The 21,221-nt window shown below is 60.1% G+C and carries 18 protein-coding genes; 9 read left to right on the forward strand and 9 right to left on the reverse strand.

Annotated features, from left to right (window positions below; translation table 11 throughout):
- Positions 1-18 precede the first annotated feature (18 nt).
- Positions 19-681, reverse strand: a complete 663-nt coding sequence (locus MN186_RS01805) for a DsbA family oxidoreductase (RefSeq protein WP_242111117.1) — start codon at positions 679-681, stop codon at positions 19-21.
- A gap of 60 nt (positions 682-741) precedes the next feature.
- A complete protein-coding gene (locus MN186_RS01810; RefSeq protein ID WP_242111118.1) occupies positions 742-2,286 on the reverse strand; it encodes a class I adenylate-forming enzyme family protein in 1,545 nt (514 codons plus the stop codon).
- Positions 2,287-2,365: 79 nt separating this feature from the next.
- Between MN186_RS01810 and MN186_RS01815 the strand changes: the two genes are divergently transcribed.
- Entirely contained in the window at positions 2,366-2,992 is a 627-nt protein-coding gene (locus MN186_RS01815) for a helix-turn-helix domain-containing protein (RefSeq protein WP_242111119.1), read from the forward strand.
- A 66-nt stretch (positions 2,993-3,058) separates the two neighbouring features.
- Entirely contained in the window at positions 3,059-3,508 is a 450-nt protein-coding gene (locus MN186_RS01820) for a LysE family translocator (RefSeq protein ID WP_338024979.1), read from the forward strand.
- A gap of 72 nt (positions 3,509-3,580) precedes the next feature.
- Here MN186_RS01820 and MN186_RS01825 read toward each other — a convergent pair whose 3' ends face one another.
- Positions 3,581-5,398 carry an extracellular solute-binding protein gene (locus MN186_RS01825; protein WP_420838881.1) on the reverse strand — a complete coding sequence of 606 codons (1,818 nt, stop codon included), beginning with the start codon at positions 5,396-5,398 and terminating at the stop codon, positions 3,581-3,583.
- 373 nt (positions 5,399-5,771) lie between these two features.
- On the opposite strand from MN186_RS01825, the gene MN186_RS01830 reads away from it, so the two are divergent.
- Together MN186_RS01830 and MN186_RS01835 are read left to right on the forward strand one after the other, a co-directional pair.
- Positions 5,772-6,557, forward strand: coding sequence for a 3-hydroxybutyrate dehydrogenase (locus MN186_RS01830; RefSeq protein WP_242111121.1), 786 nt, complete (start codon positions 5,772-5,774; stop codon positions 6,555-6,557).
- A 6-nt stretch (positions 6,558-6,563) separates the two neighbouring features.
- Positions 6,564-7,616 (forward strand): patatin-like phospholipase family protein, encoded by a 1,053-nt coding sequence (locus MN186_RS01835; protein ID WP_242111122.1) that lies wholly within the window; start codon positions 6,564-6,566, stop codon positions 7,614-7,616.
- Here MN186_RS01835 and MN186_RS01840 read toward each other — a convergent pair.
- Together MN186_RS01840 and MN186_RS01845 are read right to left on the reverse strand one after the other, a co-directional pair.
- The gene (locus MN186_RS01840; protein ID WP_242111123.1) at positions 7,613-8,248 is read right to left on the reverse strand and encodes a LysE/ArgO family amino acid transporter; all 636 of its coding nucleotides are present in this window, start codon (positions 8,246-8,248) and stop codon (positions 7,613-7,615) included. The two genes, MN186_RS01835 and MN186_RS01840, sit on opposite strands and share 4 nt — an antisense overlap.
- A complete protein-coding gene (locus tag MN186_RS01845) occupies positions 8,245-9,006 on the reverse strand; it encodes a DUF502 domain-containing protein (protein ID WP_242111124.1) in 762 nt (253 codons plus the stop codon). The genes MN186_RS01840 and MN186_RS01845 overlap by 4 nt, the downstream gene beginning before the upstream one ends.
- 209 nt (positions 9,007-9,215) lie before the next feature.
- Here MN186_RS01845 and ligA point away from each other — a divergent pair, with 209 nt between their 5' ends.
- The 3 genes from ligA to MN186_RS16405 all read left to right on the forward strand — a co-directional run bounded on the left by ligA (position 9,216) and on the right by MN186_RS16405 (position 13,695).
- Positions 9,216-11,345 carry an NAD-dependent DNA ligase LigA gene (gene ligA / locus MN186_RS01850; protein ID WP_242111215.1) on the forward strand — a complete coding sequence of 710 codons (2,130 nt, stop codon included), beginning with the start codon at positions 9,216-9,218 and terminating at the stop codon, positions 11,343-11,345.
- 3 nt (positions 11,346-11,348) lie between these two features.
- Positions 11,349-13,439 carry an ATP-dependent DNA helicase RecG gene (recG, locus tag MN186_RS01855; RefSeq protein WP_242111125.1) on the forward strand — a complete coding sequence of 697 codons (2,091 nt, stop codon included), beginning with the start codon at positions 11,349-11,351 and terminating at the stop codon, positions 13,437-13,439.
- A 133-nt stretch (positions 13,440-13,572) separates the two neighbouring features.
- Positions 13,573-13,695: a hypothetical protein gene (locus MN186_RS16405; RefSeq protein ID WP_255743584.1), complete on the forward strand. Its 123-nt coding sequence runs from the start codon at positions 13,573-13,575 to the stop codon at positions 13,693-13,695.
- Between the two features lie 186 nt (positions 13,696-13,881).
- Here the strand turns inward: MN186_RS16405 and MN186_RS01860 are convergent, their stop codons facing one another.
- Positions 13,882-14,322, reverse strand: a complete 441-nt coding sequence (locus MN186_RS01860) for an iron-sulfur cluster assembly scaffold protein (protein WP_242111126.1) — start codon at positions 14,320-14,322, stop codon at positions 13,882-13,884.
- A 71-nt stretch (positions 14,323-14,393) separates the two neighbouring features.
- Between MN186_RS01860 and hisI the strand changes: the two genes are divergently transcribed.
- A complete protein-coding gene (gene hisI / locus MN186_RS01865) occupies positions 14,394-14,753 on the forward strand; it encodes a phosphoribosyl-AMP cyclohydrolase (protein ID WP_242111127.1) in 360 nt (119 codons plus the stop codon).
- A 70-nt stretch (positions 14,754-14,823) separates the two neighbouring features.
- Here the strand turns inward: hisI and gluQRS are convergent, their stop codons facing one another.
- The 3 genes from gluQRS to gyrA all read right to left on the reverse strand — a co-directional run bounded on the left by gluQRS (position 14,824) and on the right by gyrA (position 19,875).
- Positions 14,824-15,666: a tRNA glutamyl-Q(34) synthetase GluQRS gene (gene gluQRS, locus MN186_RS01870; RefSeq protein ID WP_242111128.1), complete on the reverse strand. Its 843-nt coding sequence runs from the start codon at positions 15,664-15,666 to the stop codon at positions 14,824-14,826.
- Between the two features lie 14 nt (positions 15,667-15,680).
- Positions 15,681-17,027 carry a methylenetetrahydrofolate--tRNA-(uracil(54)-C(5))-methyltransferase (FADH(2)-oxidizing) TrmFO gene (gene trmFO / locus MN186_RS01875; protein WP_242111129.1) on the reverse strand — a complete coding sequence of 449 codons (1,347 nt, stop codon included), beginning with the start codon at positions 17,025-17,027 and terminating at the stop codon, positions 15,681-15,683.
- Positions 17,028-17,115: 88 nt separating this feature from the next.
- The gene (gene gyrA, locus MN186_RS01880; RefSeq protein ID WP_242111216.1) at positions 17,116-19,875 is read right to left on the reverse strand and encodes a DNA gyrase subunit A; all 2,760 of its coding nucleotides are present in this window, start codon (positions 19,873-19,875) and stop codon (positions 17,116-17,118) included.
- Between the two features lie 195 nt (positions 19,876-20,070).
- Here gyrA and ctaA point away from each other — a divergent pair, with 195 nt between their 5' ends.
- Positions 20,071-21,219 (forward strand): heme A synthase, encoded by a 1,149-nt coding sequence (ctaA, locus tag MN186_RS01885; RefSeq protein ID WP_242111130.1) that lies wholly within the window; start codon positions 20,071-20,073, stop codon positions 21,217-21,219.
- Positions 21,220-21,221 lie beyond the last annotated feature (2 nt).

Here is a 21,221-nt window from a genome sequence, read left to right on the forward strand (position 1 = left end):
GGGAAATAAATCGGGTGATCAATGCGCCGGGCTTTCGGATGACCCGGCGGCCAGTTGCGCGGTCAGGTCATCAATCACCTGCGTCCAAAGCTCGGTCGGTTGTGCGCCCGGCACCACGTGTTGATTGGCCACGACGAAGGTCGGCACGGACTGGACCCCTTTGCGGCGCGCATCCATATCGCGCGCCTGAATGTCTTCTGCATCGGCGTCAGAGTCCAGAAGGCGACCCACAACATCGCCATCCATGCCAATCGAGGACGCGATCTTAACCAGTTCCGCAGGGTCACCAATGTCGGCCCCCTCGATGAAATAGGCGCGAAACAGGCGATCCACGGCGGCGTTCTGCTTGAATTCGATCCCCGCCCAATGGATCAATCGGTGCGCATCCAGCGTGTTGGGGGTGCGTTTGATGCCCTCAAGATTGATTTCAAGCCCCGAGGATTCGGCCTCGGTGATCACCGGCAGATAGGCCTTCACCGCACTGTCTTGCCCACCGAACTTTGCCTCCAGATAGGCACGACGTTCCATGCCGTCTTTGGGCATATCCGGGTTCAGCTGGAACGGATGCCATTCGACCTTGAACGGATGGTCCGGCCGCGCCTCAAGCGCGCGGTCCAGTCGGGATTTGCCGATATAGCACCAAGGGCAGATGGGGTCGGAAAAGATATCAAGGCGGATCATTGGGCTCTCCCTTCGGCAGAAGCTCTATCGGGGATTGTCAGGGATGGGAAGGGCCGCGGATCACAGCTTGGTGAGTGATCCGGCCTCAAATTGGGCGCGCAGAGTTGCGCGTAAAAGCTTGTTGTTTGCGCCGCGCGGCAGGGTCTTCAAGGGGATGAACAGGCGCGGGCATTTATAGTGCGCCAGTTGTGCGTGGGCATGGGCCGACAGTGCATCCTGCGCCACCGGCTTGGCTTCGGGCGTATAGAAACAAGCGATGATCGTGGCGTCATCCTTCACGGCCACCTCGGCGCAGGCGGCTTCGTGGACGCCGGGGTGGAGGGCCATGGCGGCCTCGACCTCGATCGGCGAGACGCGAAAGCCACCGGCGTTCATGATATCGTCAGACCGCCCTTCGAAGGTAATCGCGCTGTCGGGGGCCATGCTGACAGTGTCGCCGGTCAGGAACCAATCACCGGAAAAGCGGTTCTTTGTATCCTGTTTTGCGCCAAGATAGCCCAGCATCAGCCCCGGATCGTTACGGTGCACCGCCATGATGCCCGGCGTGCCGCGCGGGGTGATCTGTCCATCCGCGTCCAGCACCGCGATATGCCGTCCCGGTTGCGGATAGCCCAACGTGCCGTCGGGCGCCGGGTGGTTGGGCGCGCCCGAGATAAAGGTCGAACATTCCGACATGCCATAGGCTTCATGGATCGGCGTCCGGGTTGCGTCGCCCCAATGTGAACGCGTGGTCGCGGGCAGTTTCTCGCCCGCAGACAATCCATGGCGCAAGACCGGCAGGGCGGGCAGAGTGCTGCGCAACATCTGTCGATAGACACCGGGGGCGGCGGCAAATATCGTCGCCTTCTCGCGCGCCAAAAGCCCGCCAAGCTGGGCCGAGGTCGTGCCCGCCGCCGGGATCAGCGCGGTCGCACCCACCGACCACGGGTCCATCAGCCCGGTACCCAGCGTATAGGTCCAGTTGAACGCGCCTGCGTGCATCAAGCGGTCATCGCGGGTCAAACCGTACCAGCCCTGCCACATCATCTGCCGCGCCCAGATCGCGCGGTGGGCGTGAACCACAGCCCGCGCCTTGCCGGAGGTGCCCGAGGTGAAGACGATATAGCCCGGACGCTCTGGGTCGCCCATGTGAAAGGGGGCGGGCGCATGGTTTGCCAGTGCGTGCAACGCATCCACATCCAGAACTGGCGCGTTCGTGTCAGCGGGCAGGGCAATCCCATCATCGGCAATGATCAGTTGTGGGGCGACCATGGCCGACATCTTGGTAATTTCCGCTTGCGTCAATTGGGATGAGGTTGGTACCGGCACCAACCCCGCCGCAATCGCGCCCAGAAAGGCCAGCGGAAAATCCACCGTGTTGCCCAGCCGCAAAAGCACCCGGTCGTCCGGTGCAAGCCCCTGCGCCAGCAAACCGCCCGCGACTCCGCGCACCGCTCGGTCAAGCTGGGCGAAGGTCCAGTGTGTTTCACCCGTCCCGTCAGGCGTCACCACCGACAGGGCCGTCTTGTCGCCCAAATCTAACGCATGGGTCAGCACATACCGCGCCATGTTGAAGGCATCTGGCGGGGCGGGCAGCGGGGCGGTGGGGCGAAATTCTGATAACATTGTCCAGATGTGCCAAGGGGGTGCGGAAGTTGCAAGGGCGCGCGGTTGCATCAACCCGGTTTCGGTGTATTGAAAGGGCATGATAAAGCCCGACCAACCAAGCCTGATCCGACTGGCCCGCGAAAATGGCGACGACCGACCCGCCCCAAGCCCGCTGGACCTTGGCGCGCGGGTGCGCGATTTGCGTAAATCGCGCGGCTGGACGTTAGAGCAAGCCGCAGGGCAGGCAGGCTTGGCCCGGTCGACCCTGTCGAAGATCGAAAACGGTCAGATGTCACCCACCTATGATGCATTGAAAAAACTGGCAGTCGGGCTGGAAATCTCGGTGCCGCAATTGTTCACCGCGCCAAAGGCCGCACAAGTGTCGGGCCGCATGACTGTGACTAAAACGGGCGAAGGGGCGGCCCACGCCACCACCACCTATGAGCATGAATTGCTGGCCGGTGCGCTGACCAAGAAAACCATGCTGCCCTATCGCGCGCGGGTGCGGGCGCGGTCGTTTGACGAGTTCGACGGCTGGGTGCGCCATGACGGCGAAGAGTTCCTCTATGTCCTCACCGGCGCGATCCGCCTAATCACTGAATTCTATGAACCGGTCGAGATGAAGCGCGGCGACAGTGCCTATTACGACGCCTCGATGGGGCATAACGTGATCTCGACCAGCGCCGAAGACGCGACGATCCTGTGGGTAACGTCGCTGGTTTGAACGAAGGCGCCGATTGACCCGTGCGCCGTTTCCCCCAACGGTGATGAAAGACACCGAGGGGCTTTGATGTCCTTCAAATTTCTGCTCATATCGCTGGTGGTTGTGTTGTTGCCGGGCACGGGCGTCATTTATACGCTTGCGGTTGGCCTTGGGCGCGGGTTCCGGGCCAGCATCGCCGCCGCTGCCGGATGCACCCTTGGCATTCTGCCCGCCGCGCTGGCCTGCATCGCGGCATCGGGTATGTTGCTGAACGTGCTGAACCCGAAGCTGTCGCTATTTTTCTTGGCCTTCTTGCCGCAATTCATCGCACCCGATGCAGCACACGCCACCACATCGCTGGTATGGCTGGCGGCGGTATTGATGGCGATGACGTTCGTTGTTTTCGTGGTCTATGGCGCCTTCGCAGCCTCGGCCCGCGACTATGTCATTCGTCGTCCGTCGGTGATGAAATGGATCAAGCGCAGCTTTGCCGGAACCCTCGGGTTTCTGGAGGCAAAGCTCGCCACGTCGAATTGAGGCGTATTGCCAGAGCGTCATTTACACTGATCCAAGTAACGCAGCCGGGCAACCCGACTGCGCAGACGGCTGCTATTCCTGCCACCACCAGATCTCGGGCTGGAAGCCCAGATAGTCACCATACATCGGCACACGTTCCGGGTATTTCAGCTCTTTCACATGGGCGATATGTGACAGGTCGGTATAGCCCAGCGGGATCACATAGCGGCCTGTGGTCAGCACGCGGTCCAGTGCCTTGGTGGCGGCGCGGAACTCGTCTTGCCCCTTGGCGTTCAGCATGGTGTCGATCAACCCGTCGATGGCGGGGCTTTTGACGCCCATCCAGTTGCGGGTGCCTTCCTTGTCGGCACTTTCGGACCCCCAGTAAAGCTTCTGCTCGTTGCCGGGGCTCAGCGACAAGGCGCGCCAGTAATAGGCCATGTCGAAATCGAATGCGTTGGTCCGTTCCTTGTATTGCGCACTGTCGACCGAGGTGATGGTGGGCGTAACCCCCAACCGCTCCAACGCGCTGGCGAAAAGGTCGATTTCCTGCCGGTTCTCGGAAGATCCTGTGTTCAGCAGGATCTCGAAGGTGAAAGGCTGACCATCGGCGTTCTTCATCACGCCTTCTTGAACGGTCCATCCGGCCTCTTCCATCAGCGCCATGGCGCGGCGCAGGCCCTTGCGATTGCGGGCTGACCCGTCGGCGACGGGCAGGGCATAGCCCTCGACCGCTCCATCGGGCAGGTCGTCATATTGAGCGAGGATTTCGCGCACCAGCCCTTCGGCGGGTTTCCCCGGCGCCATCCCCAGCACCGAGTTGTGGAAATAGGACTGGATGCGTTTCTTCGCGCCTGCATTGAGGCTTTGATTGATGAATTCAAAGTTGAACGCATGGATCATCGCATCGCGCACACGGATATTGGAAAAGGCCGGGCGGCGCGTGTTCATCACGTAACCCATGATGCCTGTGGGCCGCTCATGCGGAATGTCCGACAGCACGATATCGCCGGACTGAACGGCGGGAAAGTTGAACTGGGTCTGCCATTTTTGCAGGTTGGTTTCGCGGTGGGTGTTGGCCTCGCCGGCCTTGAAAGCCTCGAACGTCACGTCCCCATCACCGTAAAAATCGAACCGGATTTCATCGAGATTGGCTTGCCCCTGCATCAAAGGCAGATCCTTGCCCCAATAATCGGGATTGCGCTTCAGGGTCAGATAACGGCCGGGTTCGAAGGCGTCGATCACGTAAGGGGTTGACCCGATCGGGATGACATCGACGCCTGACGCCTCGAAATCATGCTCCTGCCACTGTGCTTTTTTCAGAATGGGCCGCATTCCAAGGATCAAGGGCAACTCGCGATCTTCGGCATTGAAAGTGAACTTGACCGAGCGGGGGCCGGTCTGCTCCATCGTTTCGACCTTGGCCCAGGCGCCGTGATAGCGGGGGTGTCCAAGGGTGCCCAGAACCTCGTAGGACCACATCACGTCTTCAATGGTCAGGGGGCTGCCGTCGGAAAACGTCGTGCCTTCGCGCAGGGTGTATTCAACCCATGTGCGCGCCTCGTCGGTTTCGACCGATTCGGCCAAAAGGCCGTAAAGCGTGAATGGCTCGTCATAACTGCGGCCCATCAGGCTTTCGAACAACATGAAGCGCAATTGCCACGGCGCACTGCCTTTGCGGATCACCGGATGCAGCGAATCATAGCTGCCAGACTCGGCGAAAATGATCTTTCCACCCTTGGGGGCGTCGGGGTTCACATGGGGCAGGGACACAAAATCCGGTGGCAAGACAGGGTCGCCATACATAGCTATGCCATGCTGAGGCTCGGCAGACCCAATTTGCGCGGTCATGACCGACAGCGAGACCGCCCCGACCAGGGTGTGAATTCTGTGGATGAGGGATGATGTCATCGGCGCGGTTTTCCTTCTTGTCCCGGTCCTGATCTGTGGAAACTCTAAAGGCGTAAAATAGTCTTTTCAAACTTTTAGCTTGGAACGCGGCGCCAGACCGCTTATAAAGAAGTCACTGCTCGATAGGTTTCTTGCCTGTATGAAACCTGCCTCAATAACTTAACGCCCGCTTCGTGCGGGCGTTTTTTTTATGGCAAAAATTGGGCTATGGGCTGTGCTGGCCGGTGGGCGCGAGCGGCACAGAATCGGAGGCAATTTTCTGTCACAATCCCAACCTGACTGGCCGAATGGCACGATGCTGTGAAACCTCTGGCGCGAGAAAGTCATTTAGGTATGCTGCATCGCAACAACAGTTTTCTGAGAAGGGATCACCATGGCCATCACGACATCGCTGGACGGCAAGACCGCTGTCATCACCGGATCAAATTCGGGCATCGGGCTTGGGATCGCGCGCGAGATGGCGCGGGCGGGCGCTGATGTGATTTTGAACTCGTTCACCGACAATGATGAAGATCACGCATTGGCCGACGAAATTGGCAAGGAATTCGGCGTCACCGCGCGCTATGTCCAAGCCGATATGTCGAAGGCTGATCAATGCCGCGCGTTGATCGAGAAGTCGGGCCAGTGCGATATCCTGATCAACAACGCAGGAATCCAGCACGTCGCCCCGATCGAGGATTTTCCGACCGAGAAATGGGACGCGATCATCGCCATCAACCTGACATCGGCCTTCCATACCATTGCAGCCGCGCTTCCCATGATGCGCAAGGCCGGGTGGGGCCGGGTGATCAACATCGCCTCGGCCCACGGTCTGACGGCTTCGCCCTATAAATCCGCCTATATCGCGGCCAAGCACGGTATTGTCGGCCTGACCAAGACCATCGGGCTTGAGACCGCGGAGGACCCGATCACCTGCAACGCGATTTGCCCCGGATATGTCCTGACTCCGCTGGTTGAAAGCCAGATCCCCGATCAGATGAAAACCCACGGGATGGAGCGTGACGAGGTGGTGCGCGAGGTCATGCTGGCCCGCCAGCCATCGAAGGAGTTTGCAACCGTCGAACAGATGGGCGGCACGGCCGCGTTTCTATGTTCGGACGCGGCGGCGCAGATCACCGGCACCACGATTTCGGTCGATGGCGGCTGGACAGCACTGTAACCCGGCATGGCAAAACCTAAGCGTATCAACCTTGCCCTTCAGGGCGGCGGGGCGCATGGCGCCTTCACGTGGGGGGTGCTGGACCACCTCTTGCAGGACGAGGAAATCGAGATTGCCGGGATATCCGGCACTTCGGCGGGCGCGCTGAACGGGGCGGCGTTGAAGGCCGGGCTGGTGGCCGATGGCAAAGGGCACGACCGCGACGCGGCGCGCGCCAATCTGGATGCGCTGTGGCACAGGGTGGCGGGGGTTCATGACCTGCGCCTGACATCGTGGTTCACGCAATTCGCCCCGCAAAACGGGTTGATCAGCCAGGCCTTCCAGGCCTCGCCCATGTTTGTCTGGGCGGATATGGCCAGTCGCGTCGTCACGCCCTATTCCTATGGCTCGTTTTACAAGAATCCGCTGCGCGACATTGTCGAGGAATTCGATTACGATGCCGTTTGCGCCGAGGTCGGCCCGCGCCTATGTGTCTCTGCCACCAATGTGCGCACCGGCAAGATCCGCGTTTTCGCAGAAGAAGAGATCAGCACTGATGCCATTCTGGCCTCGGCCTGCCTGCCGACCGTGTTCCAGGCGGTTGAAATGATCGACCCCAAGACCGGGCAGGAAGAGGCGTTCTGGGATGGCGGCTATACCGGCAACCCCGCGCTGTTTCCGCTGTTCGACCCGGCGCTGCCCGCCGATGTGGTGGTGGTCACGATCAACCCGCTTCACCGGGCCGATCTGCCCGAAAGCGGTGCCGAGATTCAGAACCGGATCAACGAGATCAGCTTCAACTCGTCCCTTCTGCGCGAGCTTCGCGCGATCAACTTCGTCAAGCGGCTGATCGCGGCTGGGCAGTTGTCGCCGGGACAAATGCGCGATGTTCTGGTGCACATCATCTCGGACGATGACCTGATGCGCGATCTGAGCACGGCGACCAAGCTTGTTCCGTCAACCGTGACGCTGGAACGTCTGAAGAAGGCAGGACAGGCGGCCGCGCAAGCCTTTCTTGACGCCCATCGCGGCGACCTGAACAAGCGCGGCACGGTCAATCTGGAAGAAATGTTCGGTTAGTGAATGGCGCCGGACACCACGCCGTTAACCAGCCCCGCCGCAATCGCCCACATGGTCAGCCCGATGATGACGTCCAACACCCGCCACGCGCCCGGTTTTTGCATGATCGGCGCCAGTAATCGCGCGCCATAGCCCAGCGAGAAGAAAAAAACGAAGCTGGAGGTCACCGCACCACCGCCGAAGGCGAGCCGCTGGGACCAGTCCCCGAACGAAGTCGAAATCGCCCCGATCAGCCCCAGCGTATCCAGATAGACATGCGGATTGGCCCAGGTGAAGGCGGCAGCAATGGCGATGACTGCGGCCAATGACCGGGATTTGCCTGCGATCTCCATTTTGTAATCGCCCTTCGCGGCGGCCATGAATCGCAGCGCGCCATAGACGATCAGGAATGCAGCCCCCGCCAGCGCCATGATCAGGGGAAGGGTTGGCCACGCCTCGACCAACGCGCCGAAGCCAAGCACACCGGCGGCAATCAACAGCGCATCGGAGGCCGCGCAAAACAGGCACAGCCAGAAGATGTGCTGGCGCATCAAGCCTTGCCGCAAGACGAAGGCGTTTTGCGCGCCGATGGCAAGGATCAAGGAAAAGCCGGTGGCAAACCCGGTCAGGATGGGGGCGGCCAATCCGCTCATTCAGGTTTTATAACAGGGGGTTGCGAGATGACAGGGGGTTGCGAGGGGTTCTTCCCGTTGGGATAGACAAGCCCCGCGGAAATCACCAGCTTCGCGGCATCCTCGACCGTCATCGCCAGTTCAACCACCGAATGGCGCGGCACGAACAGCAGAAAACCCGAGGTCGGGTTAGGTGTGGTCGGCAGAAAAACCGAGATGATATCTTCGTCCACCGGGATTTTCTGGTCAATCTCGCCCTTCGCTTTGGTCGAGATGAAGGCAATCGCCCAGATCCCCTTGCGTGGATATTCCACCAGACAGGCCTTGTCGAACTTGGTCTCTGTCGATTGGCTGAAAACGGTTTCGGCTATCTGTTTGATGCCGTTGTACAGCGAACGCACAATGGGCATCCGATCGACGATCCGTTCACCCCATGCCAAGAACGACCGACCGATCAGCCCCTTGGCGACCCAGCCGACCAAGACGGTGAAAAACAGGAACACGACAACGCCCAACCCACGCACGTTGATGCGCACGTCTTCCCCGAACAACATCTTGAACCATTCGTTGTCGCCCAAAAGCGTGTCGATCAGCGCGTCGGGATGATACCGTGCGGGTACGAAGGGCAGAACCCAGCTGTCGATCCAGCCCACAAAGGTCCAGATCATCCACATCGTCACGGCAATCGGCACCACGACGACAAGACCGGCAAGAAAGTTGTTGCGCAGCCCAGCAAATGGGCGCCGCTTGCGCCTTGTGTGATCTTCGTGTTCGGTCATGAAAACCCGTTCCCCGGTGATACCTAGCGAAACTTAGGGTTTTGGTATCAGATCGGCAATAGCTGACGCATCTTGCATTCGTTAATAATGCGCTTTTCAAAGGCCTGACGGGCGAGGATGATGTGTTGCGGTGCATGAGTGCCGTCCTGTCGGGGCTGGACGCGCGGCAAGCTCGGGCCTATCAGAATGGAAACAGCTTTGGGGAAGCCATGCGTGCGCCAGCCGAAACAGACGTGGAAAAGTTGACGGAAGACGGGGCGCGCGGCGAGCTGTCGCGCCTGGCGGATCTGCTAACTGCGGCCAACAGAGCCTATCATACCGACGATGCGCCCACGATCTCGGATGCGGAATATGACGCAGCCAAGCGGCGAAATGCGGCCATCGAGGACCGTTTTCCCCACCTGAAACACAGCGACAGCCCCACCGACCAAGTGGGCGCAACCCCGTCTGAGGGGTTTGCAAAAATCACCCACGAGGTGCGGATGCTGTCCTTGGGCAACGCATTTTCCGACGAGGAAGTGACCGAATTTGATGCCCGGATTCGCTCGTTTCTGAGGCTGACGGCTGACGCGCCACTTGCCTATACCGCCGAGCCGAAGATCGACGGGCTGTCCCTGTCGATCCGTTACGAGAATGGGCGGCTTGTCCATGCCGCCACGCGCGGTGACGGGGCGGTGGGCGAAAATGTCACCCAGAATGCGCGCACCGTGGCCGACATTCCCGCCCGGCTGAACGGCGCCCCCGAGGTGCTTGAGGTGCGGGGCGAAGTCTATATGTCCCACGACGATTTTGCCGCCCTCAACGCGCGGCAGGCCGAACGGGGTGGCAAGACCTTCGCCAACCCGCGCAACGCCGCAGCCGGATCACTGCGCCAACTGGACGCGAAGATCACCGCAGATCGTCCGCTTCGCTTCTTTGCCTATGCCTGGGGCGCGCTCAGCGCACCCTTGTCTGACACCCAGATGGGCGCTGTGGAACGGCTGGCGGAACTGGGTTTTCAGACCAACCCGCTGACCCAACGTTTCACCGACCCGAATGCGATGCTGGCCCATTACCAAGCCATTGAATCGCAACGCGCGACGTTGGGCTATGACATTGACGGCGTGGTTTACAAAGTGGACGATCTTGGCCTGCAAGCACGGCTTGGGTTTCGGTCCACGACGCCGCGATGGGCGATTGCGCACAAGTTTCCCGCCGAACGCGCTTGGACCCGGTTGGAAGCCATCGACATTCAGGTGGGCCGCACCGGCGCGCTCAGCCCTGTCGCGCGCCTGACCCCGGTCACGGTTGGCGGCGTGGTGGTGTCGAACGCCACTTTGCATAACGAGGATTACATCGCCGGTCGCGACAACAAGGGCGAGGTCATCCGGGATGGCAAGGATATCCGCGTTGGCGATTGGGTCGAGGTTTATCGCGCCGGTGACGTGATCCCTAAGATCGCGGATGTGGATCTGACAAAGCGGCCTGAAGACGCGCAGCCCTATGCCTTCCCGCAGGCCTGCCCGGAATGCGGATCTGACGCCATCCGCGAAGAAGGCGACGCGGTGCGCCGCTGCACCGGCGGCATCATCTGTCCTGCGCAAGCTGTTGAGAAGCTAAAACATTTCGTCAGCCGCGGGGCGTTTGACATTGAAGGTTTGGGCGCCAAGCAGGTCGAGATGTTCTATCACGACGACACGTTGCCCATCCGCGAACCGGCCGATATTTTCACCCTGGCCGCACGCGACAAGGGCAACCTTGCGCGATTGAAAAACCGTGATGGCTGGGGCGAGAAAAGCGCCGAGAATCTGTTTGCAGCGATTGAAGAACGACGTGTAATCCCCTTGAATAAAGTGATTTTCGCGCTTGGCATTCGCCATGTGGGGGAAAGTGCAGCCAATCTGCTGGCCCGCCATTATGGCACGTGGGACGCGTTCGAGGCCGCCGTCACCGCCGCCCAGCCCGGCGCACCGGAATGGGACGATCTGGTGTCTATAGACGGGGTCGGCGCGGTCATGGCCGGATCACTAGTTGCGGCGTTCTCGCAAGAGGCTGAGCGCGCCTCGATCGACCGGCTGGTGGCAGAACTCGACGTGCAGCCCGTCGCGGCTCCCAAAACCGACGGCAGCCCCGTTGCGGGCAAGGTCGTCGTGTTCACCGGATCGCTGGAAAAGATGACCCGCGCCGAAGCCAAGGCGCGGGCGGAAGCTTTGGGAGCTAAGGTGTCGGGCTCGGTTTCCGGCAAGACCGACCTGCTGGTCGCGGGGCCGGGAGCGGGGTCAAAAGCCAAGAAAGCCGCCGATCTTGGGGTCGAGACCATTGACGAAGACGGCTGGTTAATCTTGATCGGGGACGCGTGAGCCATGGCAACCCGACCCGAAATCCTGTTTCCCCTGTTTGCCGAACTTGAGACCCTTGGCGGGATCGGAGAAAAGACCGCCAAAGCGTTGGAAACATTGGGTATTGAGCGTCCGCGCGACCTGCTGTTCTGGTTGCCGCACGCAGGCATCGACCGCAAATTCCGCGCCTCGATCACCGAGGTGCAACCGGGCGACATGGCCACCGTGGAAATCGAGGTCGGGCAGCACAAACCGGGGCGCACGCGCACAGCACCCTACCGGGTCGAGGTCCGCGACCCCCTGACCGCGTTCGAACTGGTGTTCTTTCACGCCAATGGCAATTGGCTGCAAAAACAACTGCCCGAAGGGGCCGCGCGCGTCGTGTCGGGCAAGGTGGAAAGCTTTGACGGCAAGCTGCAAATCGTGCATCCCGACTACATCGTGCCCCCGAAAGATGCCGCGAGCATTCCAGATTTCGAACCGGTCTATCGCCTGACAGCCGGTGTGACCGGACGGGTGATCGCCAAGGGGGTGGGCGAGGTTTTGACGCGGCTGCCCGTGTTGAAGGAATGGATCGACCCGGAATTGAAGGCGCGCGAACACTGGCCCGATTGGCACATGGCGCTCAGGATGGCCCATGCGCCCGAGGGGGCGGACGATCTGTCACCACAGTCGCCTGCACGGCGCAGGCTGGCGTATGACGAATTTTTCGCCCATCAACTGACGCTGGCGCTGGCCCGTGCCAAGGTTCGGCGCAGCAAAGGGCGGGTCAGCGTGGGCACGGGCGACTTGCAGGCCAAGGTGCTGGCCGCTTTGCCCTACAAACCAACCGGTGCCCAGTCCCGCGCGGTAGAAGAGATCAGCGCCGATCTGGCCTCGGGCAAGCGAATGAACCGGTTGTTGCAGGGCGATGTAGGCTCGGGCAAGACACTGGTCGCGCTGCTGTCGCTGCTGGTTGCGGTCGAGGCTGGCGGGCAGGGCGTCATGATGGCCCCCACCGAAATTCTGGCCCGTCAGCATCTGGAAGGGCTGCGCCCGCTGGCGGATGCCGCAGGCGTCGTGGTCGAGATCCTGACCGGGCGCGACAAGGGGGTCGAGCGGCGCGCGAAGCTGGATGCGCTGGCCAAAGGCGACATTCACGTTCTGGTTGGCACCCATGCAGTGTTCCAGAAAGACGTGGAATTTCATGATCTTCGGTTGGCCATCGTGGATGAACAGCATCGGTTCGGCGTCTCGCAACGGATGGAACTGGGGGCCAAGGGACAGGCTGCGGACGTTCTGGTGATGACCGCCACGCCCATTCCGCGCAGCCTCGCGTTGGCGCAATATGGGGACATGGATGTCTCGGTCTTGGATGAAAAGCCACCCGGGCGCAAACCGATCACCACGGCTCTGGTGTCGTCAGGGCGGATCGACCAGGTGGTCGAACGTCTGCGCCGGGCAATGGCGGATGGTGCGCAGGCCTATTGGGTCTGCCCACTGGTCGATGAAAGCGAGGTTATGGACCTGACCGCCGCCGAGGAACGGTTCAAACATCTGCGCGCCACTTTGGGCGAGGGCATGGTGGGCATGGTCCACGGCCAGATGCCACCCGCAGAAAAAGACGCCGCGATGGCGGATTTCGTAGCTGGGCGCACCAAGTTATTGGTCGCGACGACGGTGATCGAAGTCGGGGTGGACGTGCCCAATGCCTCGATCATGGTGATCGAACGGGCCGAACATTTCGGGCTTGCGCAACTGCATCAATTGCGTGGGCGCGTGGGGCGGGGGCAGGCGGCCTCGACCTGTCTTTTGATGTATCAGCCGCCCCTGACGGAAGGCGGCGAAAAACGCTTGGTGGTGATGCGCGATACTGAAGATGGGTTCGTAATCTCGGAAGCCGATCTGGAAATGCGCGGGGCCGGCGATGTGCTGGGCACGGCGCAATCGGGCCTGCCACGGTTCTGGGTGGGCGATCTGGAACATCAAGCCGGCCTGATGGCTGTGGCGCAAAAAGACGCGCGGCTGTTGCTGCAACAAGACCCGGACTTGACCACGCCACGGGGGCACGCGGCGCGCGTGCTTTTGTGGCTGATGCGGCAGGATGAAGCGATCCGTTTGATTTCAGTAGGTTAACAGTTCTGTTCTCAAAAGTTCACAAATGTTCTTAAAAAGTTCTTTACAAAAGCGTTAAGAACATGCGAACAAAGTGGCAACAAAACGGATGGCAGTCCAATAAGCCACCACAACCGAGAGCAGGAGATCACCCATGTTGAACGACGTGAAAGCCGTATTGACCCGTTCGTCCGCCACCATTTGGCAGGACGCAGTTGGGGGCATGTCCCTGCTTGTCGTGCTGTTCGGTGCGCTTCATCTGCCGGGGATGATCTGACCCCAAACCCAGTTTCTGCCAGCTCAGGGTCCGGACACTGCATCATGTCCCAATCTCGATGCGTCCAGACGGTTTACTGCCCGTCGCCTGTCCCACGTTCCGGTGTTTCTGCCTTTTCCTGCACCGGAGCGTTCGTCCCGAGCCGCAACTTCCGCCGCCTCCCTGCCAGGAGTGCGGCGGTTTTTTTTAGGCACGGTCGGCTGCGTCGATGGCTGCCAGCGTGGCGTCGAAGGGCAAAAGGATCGACGCATGGCGATTGGTGAATTCGCGTGCGGGCTGTAGCACTTCGTAACGTTCGAACGGGGCAGTAGGGACCGGCCCTTGCTTGGTCAGCATGTCATTCAACTGATCCCGCCCGCGTTGCAGCGTGGCGCGATCAAGGCCGATCACCTGATTGCCAAGGATGGCGGCAGACGCTTGTCCCAGCGCGCAGGCCTTCACGCTCTGCGCAAATCCTGTCACGGCACCGTCGGTTTGGGTCAGCCCGACCGACACCGACGACCCGCACAAGGGCGAGCGCGCCTTGGCTTCGCCGTCGGGCGCGTCAAGCGTGCCCAGATGGGGAATGGCGGCGGCCAGGTTCAGGATTTGTTTCGAGTAGAGCTTGATCAGGTCGCTATCGCTCATGCTTCTCGCCTTTCGCATCGCGGTTTTGACGACTACATAGGATGTGAGGGCGTGATTGGAAAGGACGGGGCATGAAATTCGATCCAGCGGGTTTGAAGTATGATGACAAGGGTCTGATCCCAGCCATCGCGCAGGACGCGGTGACGGGCGAGGTATTAATGATGGCCTGGATGAATGCCGAAGCCGTGCTGCGCACGCTGAAAACGGGGCGCGTGACCTATTGGTCGCGCTCGCGGCAGGCGTTCTGGGTGAAGGGGGAAAGCTCGGGCCATGCTCAGGAACTTGTCGATTTCCGCGTCGATTGCGACCGAGATTGCCTGCTTGTGACCGTGGAGCAAACCGGTCCGGCCTGCCACACCAACCGACGCAGTTGCTTTTATACCGCTGTGCGAGAAGGGGATGAGGTCGAGATCATGGCTCCTTTGATCTGAGCGTCGCGCCGGGGGTTTTGCACCCCCGGACCCCCGCAGGATATTTGTGGCCAGAAGAAACCGGGGCGTGTCAGAGGCCAACCATTTTGCGGATGTCTAAGGGTGACTTGCCTTCGTCTCGATAGGTGGAAATGGCGCGCGCGTCGTCGCGTTTGGCCAAGCGTTTGCCTTGGTCGTCGCGGATCAGTCGGTGGTGATGGTAGGTTGGCACGGGCAGGTTCAGGAGGTTGAGCAGAATCACTTGGATCGCGGTGAAATCAAACAGGTCTTCGCCGCGGATGACATGAGTGATGCATTGAGCGGCGTCGTCGATGGCAGAGGCGAGGAAATAAGCCACGACGTCTTCGCCCTTGCGTGACAGGACGACGTCACCGATCTGCGCGCGGGCCAGTTCCGGGTCGATCTGATGCGTGCCTTTATGCGTCTTTCCGGTTTCGTTAAAATGTGGGGTGTCATCGGCAAGCAGCGATAGCGCGCGATCAAGGTGCAAGCGCAGGGCGTCGTCGGGTTTGCGGTCGGCCATGGGCCGCGATTTGCAGGTGCCGGGATAGATCTCGTGCGGGTGGCCCTCTTGCGGGGCGGACAGGGCCGCGCGGATGTCGGCGCGGCTGCAGGAGCAAGGGTAGATCAGGTCGAGTTCTGCGAGTTGGGCAAGATATGTGTCGTAGGAGGTCAGTTGTGTCGACTGGCGCAGCACGGGGCCGTCCCAGTCAAGGCCAAGCCACGTCAGATCGTGGCGGATCAGCGCATCCCATTCCGGTTTGCTGCGTTGCAGATCGGTATCCTCCATCCGCAAGAGGAACCGACCTTGATTGGCGCGGGCCATATCGTGGCATAGCATCGCCGAGAATGCGTGGCCAAGATGTAGGGGGCCGGTAGGGCTGGGAGCGAAACGTGTAGCAAAATCAACCATGAACGCCCCGTTCGTTATGCAAAATGGGTGAGCCACCCGGTCCAGTCCGCTTTGGCGCGATCCGTGTAGGCCTTGTAGCGGTCTTTGCGTCCGCGACGTCCGCCTTTCAGCCCGTCAATGGGTCGAAACAGTCCGAAGTTCACGTTCATCGGCTGGAACGATTTGGCGTCTGCCCCGCCGGTGATGTGATGGATTAGCGCGCCCATGGCGGTGTCTTGCGGAACGTCTGGTAGGTCCAGTCTTAGCAGTTCGGCGGCGGCGAGACGTCCGGCGAGCAAGCCCATCGCTGCACTTTCCACATAGCCTTCGACCCCTGTCACTTGCCCTGCAAACCTGAGGTTAGGACGGGATTTCAAACGCATCTGGCTGTCCAGCAGCGTAGGCGAGTTCATAAAAGTGTTACGATGGATGCCACCCAGCCGGGCGAAGGACGCGTTTTCCAGACCGGGGATCATTCTGAACACATCGGTTTGTGCGCCGTATTTCATCTTGGTCTGGAAGCCAACGATATTATATAGTGTTCCCAACGCGTTGTCGCGGCGAAGTTGAACCACGGCATAGGGTTTGTTGTCCGGTGCGTGCGTGTTGGTCAGGCCCACGGGTTTCATCGGGCCAAAGCGCAGCGTGTCTCGCCCACGTTCAGCCATCACCTCGATCGGCAGGCAGCCATCGAAATAGGTGGCGGTTTCGCCTTCGTGAAACTCGGTCTTGTCAGCGTCGAGAAGCGCGTCGATGAATGCCTCGTATTGGGCCTTGGTCATCGGGCAGTTCAGGTAGGCGCGGCGCTCATCCTCGGTCTCGCCCTTGTCATAGCGCGATTGCGCCCAGACCACGTCCATGTCGATGCTGTCGGCATAAACAATGGGGGCAATCGCGTCGAAAAATGCCAGCCGGTCGGTGCCGGTCTCGCGCGCAATAGCGGCGCCAAGTGCGGGCGAGGTCAGGGGACCGGTCGCGAAGATCCAGTGGCCGTCGGCGGGCAGGTCGCTTATTTCGCCGTATTCGATGCGCAGGTTAGGCAAGGCGCGAAGTTTTTCCGTGACGTATCGTGCGAAGGCATCGCGATCCACGGCAAGCGCGCCGCCCGCCGGCAGCCGATTATGGTCGGCGCCGGACATGATCAGACCACCGGCTTTGCGCATTTCCCAGTGCAAAAGGCCCACGGCGTTCTGTTCGTCGTCATCGGACCGAAACGAGTTCGAGCACACCATCTCAGCAAAATCGCCGGTCTGATGGGCGAAGGTTTCGACCTTTGGCCGCATTTCGTGCAGCACAACGTCCACGCCCATATGTGCGGCTTGCCATGCGGCTTCGGAGCCGGCCATGCCGCCGCCAACGATGTGTAATGTTTGGTCAGTCATGGCGCTCAGATAGGAGATTGGCGGTCAAAAGGGAAGGCCCCCTTTCCGCCGGTCGATATGGGAAAAGGGGGCCGTCTGGTGTCGGGGGTCAGGCGTCGCTGTCCGCGTCGTCTTCATCTTCGGATTGCTCGATGATGCGGGCGACCGATACGACTTCTTCGCCCTTGCCGGTGTTGAACACCTTGACGCCGCCAGCCCCGCGCGAGCGGAAGCTGATGCCGTTGACCGGGCAGCGAATGGATTGACCTTTCGACGTGGCCAGCATGATCTGGTCGTCCATCTCGATCGGGAACGAAGCGACGATGGGTCCGCCGCGCATGGTTTTTTCTATTGCGGTAACGCCTTGGCCACCACGCCCGCGTACCGGGTAGTCAAGCGACGACGTCAGCTTGCCCACCCCGCCCGAAGTGATCGTCACGATCATTTCCTTGGCGGCGCGCATTTCGTAATACCGGGCGTCTGAGAGCATACCGGCTTCGATTTCGGCTTCCTCGGTGTCTGCGGGGTCGTCATCGCTGACATCGCCGCCAAGCTCGGCGCGATAGCGTTTCAGAAAGGCGGTGCGTTCCCAAGGTTCGGCGCTGAAATGGCGGATGACGGACATCGAAACGACCTCGTCGCCTTCATTCACCATCCTGATGCCGCGCACGCCGGTGGATGAACGCGAGTTGAACACTCGCACATCCGTCACCGGGAAACGGATCGCACGACCAGATGAGGTTACGAGCATAACATCATCATTTTCATCACAAATCCGTGCGTTGATTAGGCGTGTATTCGCGTCGTCGCCTTCGAATTTCATTGCGATCTTGCCGTTGCGCATGACATTGGTGAAATCTGACAGACGGTTGCGCCGGACCGAGCCTTTGGATGTCGCAAATATAATTTGCAGGTCGTTCCAGTCTTTCTCATCACGATCAACCGGCATGATGGCCGCAATCGACACGCCGGTTGGGATCGGCAGGATGTTGACCAAGGGCTTGCCCTTCGCCGTGCGCCCGCCTTGTGGCAATTGCCACGTCTTCAGTTTATAGGCCATCCCATCATCGGTGAAGAACAGAAGTTGGGTATGCGTGTTGGCAACGAACAGGTTTGTAATCGCGTCCTCATCCTTGGTCTGCATCCCCGACAAGCCCTTGCCGCCACGCTTTTGTGCACGGAAGTCGACCAGCGGTGTGCGCTTGGCCCAGCCCGATGCGGTTATGGTCACGACCATGTCTTCGCGTTCAATCAGATCTTCGTCGTCCATGTCGCCGGACCAGTCGACGATCTGGGTACGGCGGGGAACGGCGTAAGCCTCTTTCACCTCATTTAGTTCGTCCGAAATGATCGCCATGATCCGTTCGCGCGAGCGCAAGATATCCAAGTAATCCCGGATCTTTGCGGCAAGGTCTTGAAGTTCGTCCGTCACCTCTTTCACGCCCATGGCGGTCAAGCGTTGCAGACGCAGTTCCAAGATTGCGCGGGCCTGTGTTTCGGACAGGTTATAGGTGCCGTCCTCGTTCATCTTGTGGGTCGGGTCGTCAATCAACTGGATGTATTCAGCGATGTCCTGCGCGGGCCAACGACGTTCCATCAGCTTGGCGCGGGCATCTGCCGGATCAGCCGATCCGCGAATGGTTGCGACCACTTCGTCGACATTTGACACGGCCACGGCCAGACCACACAGAACATGGCTGCGTTCACGCGCCTTGCGCAATTCAAACGCTGTGCGGCGTGTGACAACTTCTTCTCGGAAGCTTATGAAGTAGCTGATAAAATCGTAAAGGGTAAGTTGTTCGGGACGGCCACCGTTCAGGGCCAGCATGTTGCACCCGAACGAGGTTTGCATGGGCGTATAGCGAAACAGCTGGTTCAACACGACTTCAGGCGTCGCGTCGCGTTTCAGTTCGACCACCACGCGCACACCGATCCGGTCGCTTTCGTCCTGTACGGCCGAGATCCCCTCGATCCGTTTGTCGCGCACAAGTTCTGCGATCTTTTCGATCATCGTGGACTTGTTTACCTGATAGGGGATTTCGTCCAGCACGATGGCGTAACGATCTTTGCGAATTTCTTCGATCCGGGTTTTTGCGCGGATAATGACGCTGCCGCGCCCTTCAAGATACGCTTTTCGCGCACCTGACCGGCCCAGCATGATCGCACCCGTGGGGAAATCGGGGCCGGGAATATACTCCATCAGATCGTCCGATCCAAGATCGGGGTTCTCGATCAGGGCCAGCGTGGCATCCACAACCTCGCCCAAATTGTGGGGCGGAATATTGGTGGCCATGCCGACGGCGATACCGCCCGCGCCATTGACCAGCATGTTCGGAAAACGGGCGGGCAGGACGGTCGGCTCAAGGTCTTTGCCGTCGTAATTGTCCTGAAAATCAACGGTGTCTTTTTCGATGTCGGACAGCAGCGCGACCGACGGCTTGTCCATCCGCACTTCGGTGTATCGCATCGCGGCAGCGTTATCGCCGTCCATCGAACCGAAGTTCCCCTGACCATCCAGAAGTGGCAGCGACATGGAAAACGGCTGTGCCATGCGCACCAAAGCGTCATAAATCGCGCTGTCGCCGTGAGGGTGGTATTTCCCCATCGTGTCGCCCACTGGGCGGGCGGACTTGCGATAGGGTTTGTCGTGGGTATTTCCGGATTCGTGCATCGCATACAGAATACGCCGGTGAACCGGTTTCAACCCATCCCTCAGGTCCGGGATCGCCCGGCTGACAATGACGCTCATCGCGTAATCGAGATACGAGGTTTTCATCTCCTCTTCGATAGCGATCTGGGGGCCGTCATAAGTGGGGCGTTCAGGCGGCAATTCGCCCGTCTTTTCAGGAGGTTCAGGGGTGTCTGTCACGTTGTCCGCCGTTTCGGTGCATTTCACACTATATCTAGGTTCCGACACTATATCATTGGCATGTTGAAAGGAGCAACCAAAAGGACTGGTAAAGCTGCGGAAACGGGCGGAATTTCACGGTTTTGTCGGACTTTGCCCCCTTGGCATTCACCGCCAAGTAAAGGAATATCGCGCCAAAGCGAATGGGAGAGCCATATGTCCAAACCGCGCAGTATATTTGAAGATGTCAGCGATCAGAATGCGACGTCCCGCGAGGGTCCGAAAACGGGCGCAATTGAACGTGGCACAGGCGGCGGTGCTGCGCGCGGGGTGGTGCGGTTTTGGCTGCTCGTCTTATTTTTTCTTGTTGCCGTGATGGTTGTTGTTGGCGGGCTGACGCGGCTGACTGACTCTGGCTTGTCGATCACGGAATGGGCGCCGTTCACGGGCGCAATGCCGCCGATGAACGATGCCGATTGGACCACCGAGTTCGCAAAATACCAACAAATCCCTCAGTTCAAGCTGCAAAACAGCACAATGACCCTAGAGGATTTCAAGACGATCTATTGGTGGGAATGGGGCCATCGCCAGTTGGGCCGGTTCATCGGATTGGTCTGGGCGGTTGGCTTTTTTGGCTTTCTGGCTGCGCGTAAAATCCCGGCGGGCTGGACGGGGCGATTGCTGCTTTTGGGTGCGCTTGGGGGTGTGCAGGGCGCGATTGGCTGGTGGATGGTATCCTCGGGCCTGTCGGGCGATCGGGTCAATGTGGCCTCATACCGGTTGGCGGTGCATCTGGGGCTGGCCTTTGTCATTCTGGGCCTGATCGCATGGTATATCCTGCTTCTGGGCCGGAAAGAGGCCGCCTTGATGGCTGCTCGCCGTGGGCGCGAGGCAAAGCTGTTCGGAATGGGGACCGGGCTGATGCATCTGGCGTTGTTGCAAATCCTTCTGGGCGCATTGGTGGCTGGGATCGACGCGGGCCGCTCTTTCGTCGACTGGCCGTGGATGGCTGGACAGTTTTTTCCGCCCGACGCCTTTGATCTGACCCCGATCTGGCGCAATTTCTTTGAAAACGCTGGCCTTGTGCAGTTCATGCACCGGATCACTGGCTATCTGCTGGTCATCTTTGCAGTGGTTGTCTGGCGTGTGTCGCGCCGGTCGGGCAACCAGATGGTGCGCGCGGGTTTCACCTTTGCCACTCTGATGGTGCTGGGGCAGGCGGTGCTGGGTATCGTGACCGTGCTGCAAGCCGCGCCACTGCATGTGGCGATCACCCATCAGGTGGGCGCGATCATGGCTTGGGTGCTGATCCTGAACGCCCGGTTCCTAGCAGGCTATCCTGCCGAACAATCCATTCGTAAATAAGG

The sequence above is a fragment of the Aliiroseovarius sediminis genome (assembly GCF_022678485.1).
Lineage (GTDB): Bacteria > Pseudomonadota > Alphaproteobacteria > Rhodobacterales > Rhodobacteraceae > Aliiroseovarius > Aliiroseovarius sediminis.

Excerpts from the sequence above, each read along its gene's own strand:
- MN186_RS01805 (WP_242111117.1), bottom strand. The coding sequence starts at position 681 with ATGATCCGCCTTGATATCTTTTCCGACCCCATCTGCCCTTGGTGCTAT.
- MN186_RS01810 (WP_242111118.1), bottom strand. The coding sequence starts at position 2,286 with ATGTTATCAGAATTTCGCCCCACCGCCCCGCTGCCCGCCCCGCCAGAT.
- MN186_RS01815 (WP_242111119.1), top strand. The coding sequence starts at position 2,366 with ATGATAAAGCCCGACCAACCAAGCCTGATCCGACTGGCCCGCGAAAAT.
- MN186_RS01820 (WP_338024979.1), top strand. The coding sequence starts at position 3,059 with ATGTCCTTCAAATTTCTGCTCATATCGCTGGTGGTTGTGTTGTTGCCG.
- MN186_RS01825 (WP_420838881.1), bottom strand. The coding sequence starts at position 5,398 with ATGACATCATCCCTCATCCACAGAATTCACACCCTGGTCGGGGCGGTC.
- MN186_RS01830 (WP_242111121.1), top strand. The coding sequence starts at position 5,772 with ATGGCCATCACGACATCGCTGGACGGCAAGACCGCTGTCATCACCGGA.
- MN186_RS01835 (WP_242111122.1), top strand. The coding sequence starts at position 6,564 with ATGGCAAAACCTAAGCGTATCAACCTTGCCCTTCAGGGCGGCGGGGCG.
- MN186_RS01840 (WP_242111123.1), bottom strand. The coding sequence starts at position 8,248 with ATGAGCGGATTGGCCGCCCCCATCCTGACCGGGTTTGCCACCGGCTTT.
- MN186_RS01845 (WP_242111124.1), bottom strand. The coding sequence starts at position 9,006 with ATGACCGAACACGAAGATCACACAAGGCGCAAGCGGCGCCCATTTGCT.
- ligA (WP_242111215.1), top strand. The coding sequence starts at position 9,216 with ATGCGTGCGCCAGCCGAAACAGACGTGGAAAAGTTGACGGAAGACGGG.
- recG (WP_242111125.1), top strand. The coding sequence starts at position 11,349 with ATGGCAACCCGACCCGAAATCCTGTTTCCCCTGTTTGCCGAACTTGAG.
- MN186_RS16405 (WP_255743584.1), top strand. The coding sequence starts at position 13,573 with ATGTTGAACGACGTGAAAGCCGTATTGACCCGTTCGTCCGCCACCATT.
- MN186_RS01860 (WP_242111126.1), bottom strand. The coding sequence starts at position 14,322 with ATGAGCGATAGCGACCTGATCAAGCTCTACTCGAAACAAATCCTGAAC.
- hisI (WP_242111127.1), top strand. The coding sequence starts at position 14,394 with ATGAAATTCGATCCAGCGGGTTTGAAGTATGATGACAAGGGTCTGATC.
- gluQRS (WP_242111128.1), bottom strand. The coding sequence starts at position 15,666 with ATGGTTGATTTTGCTACACGTTTCGCTCCCAGCCCTACCGGCCCCCTA.
- trmFO (WP_242111129.1), bottom strand. The coding sequence starts at position 17,027 with ATGACTGACCAAACATTACACATCGTTGGCGGCGGCATGGCCGGCTCC.
- ctaA (WP_242111130.1), top strand. The coding sequence starts at position 20,071 with ATGTCCAAACCGCGCAGTATATTTGAAGATGTCAGCGATCAGAATGCG.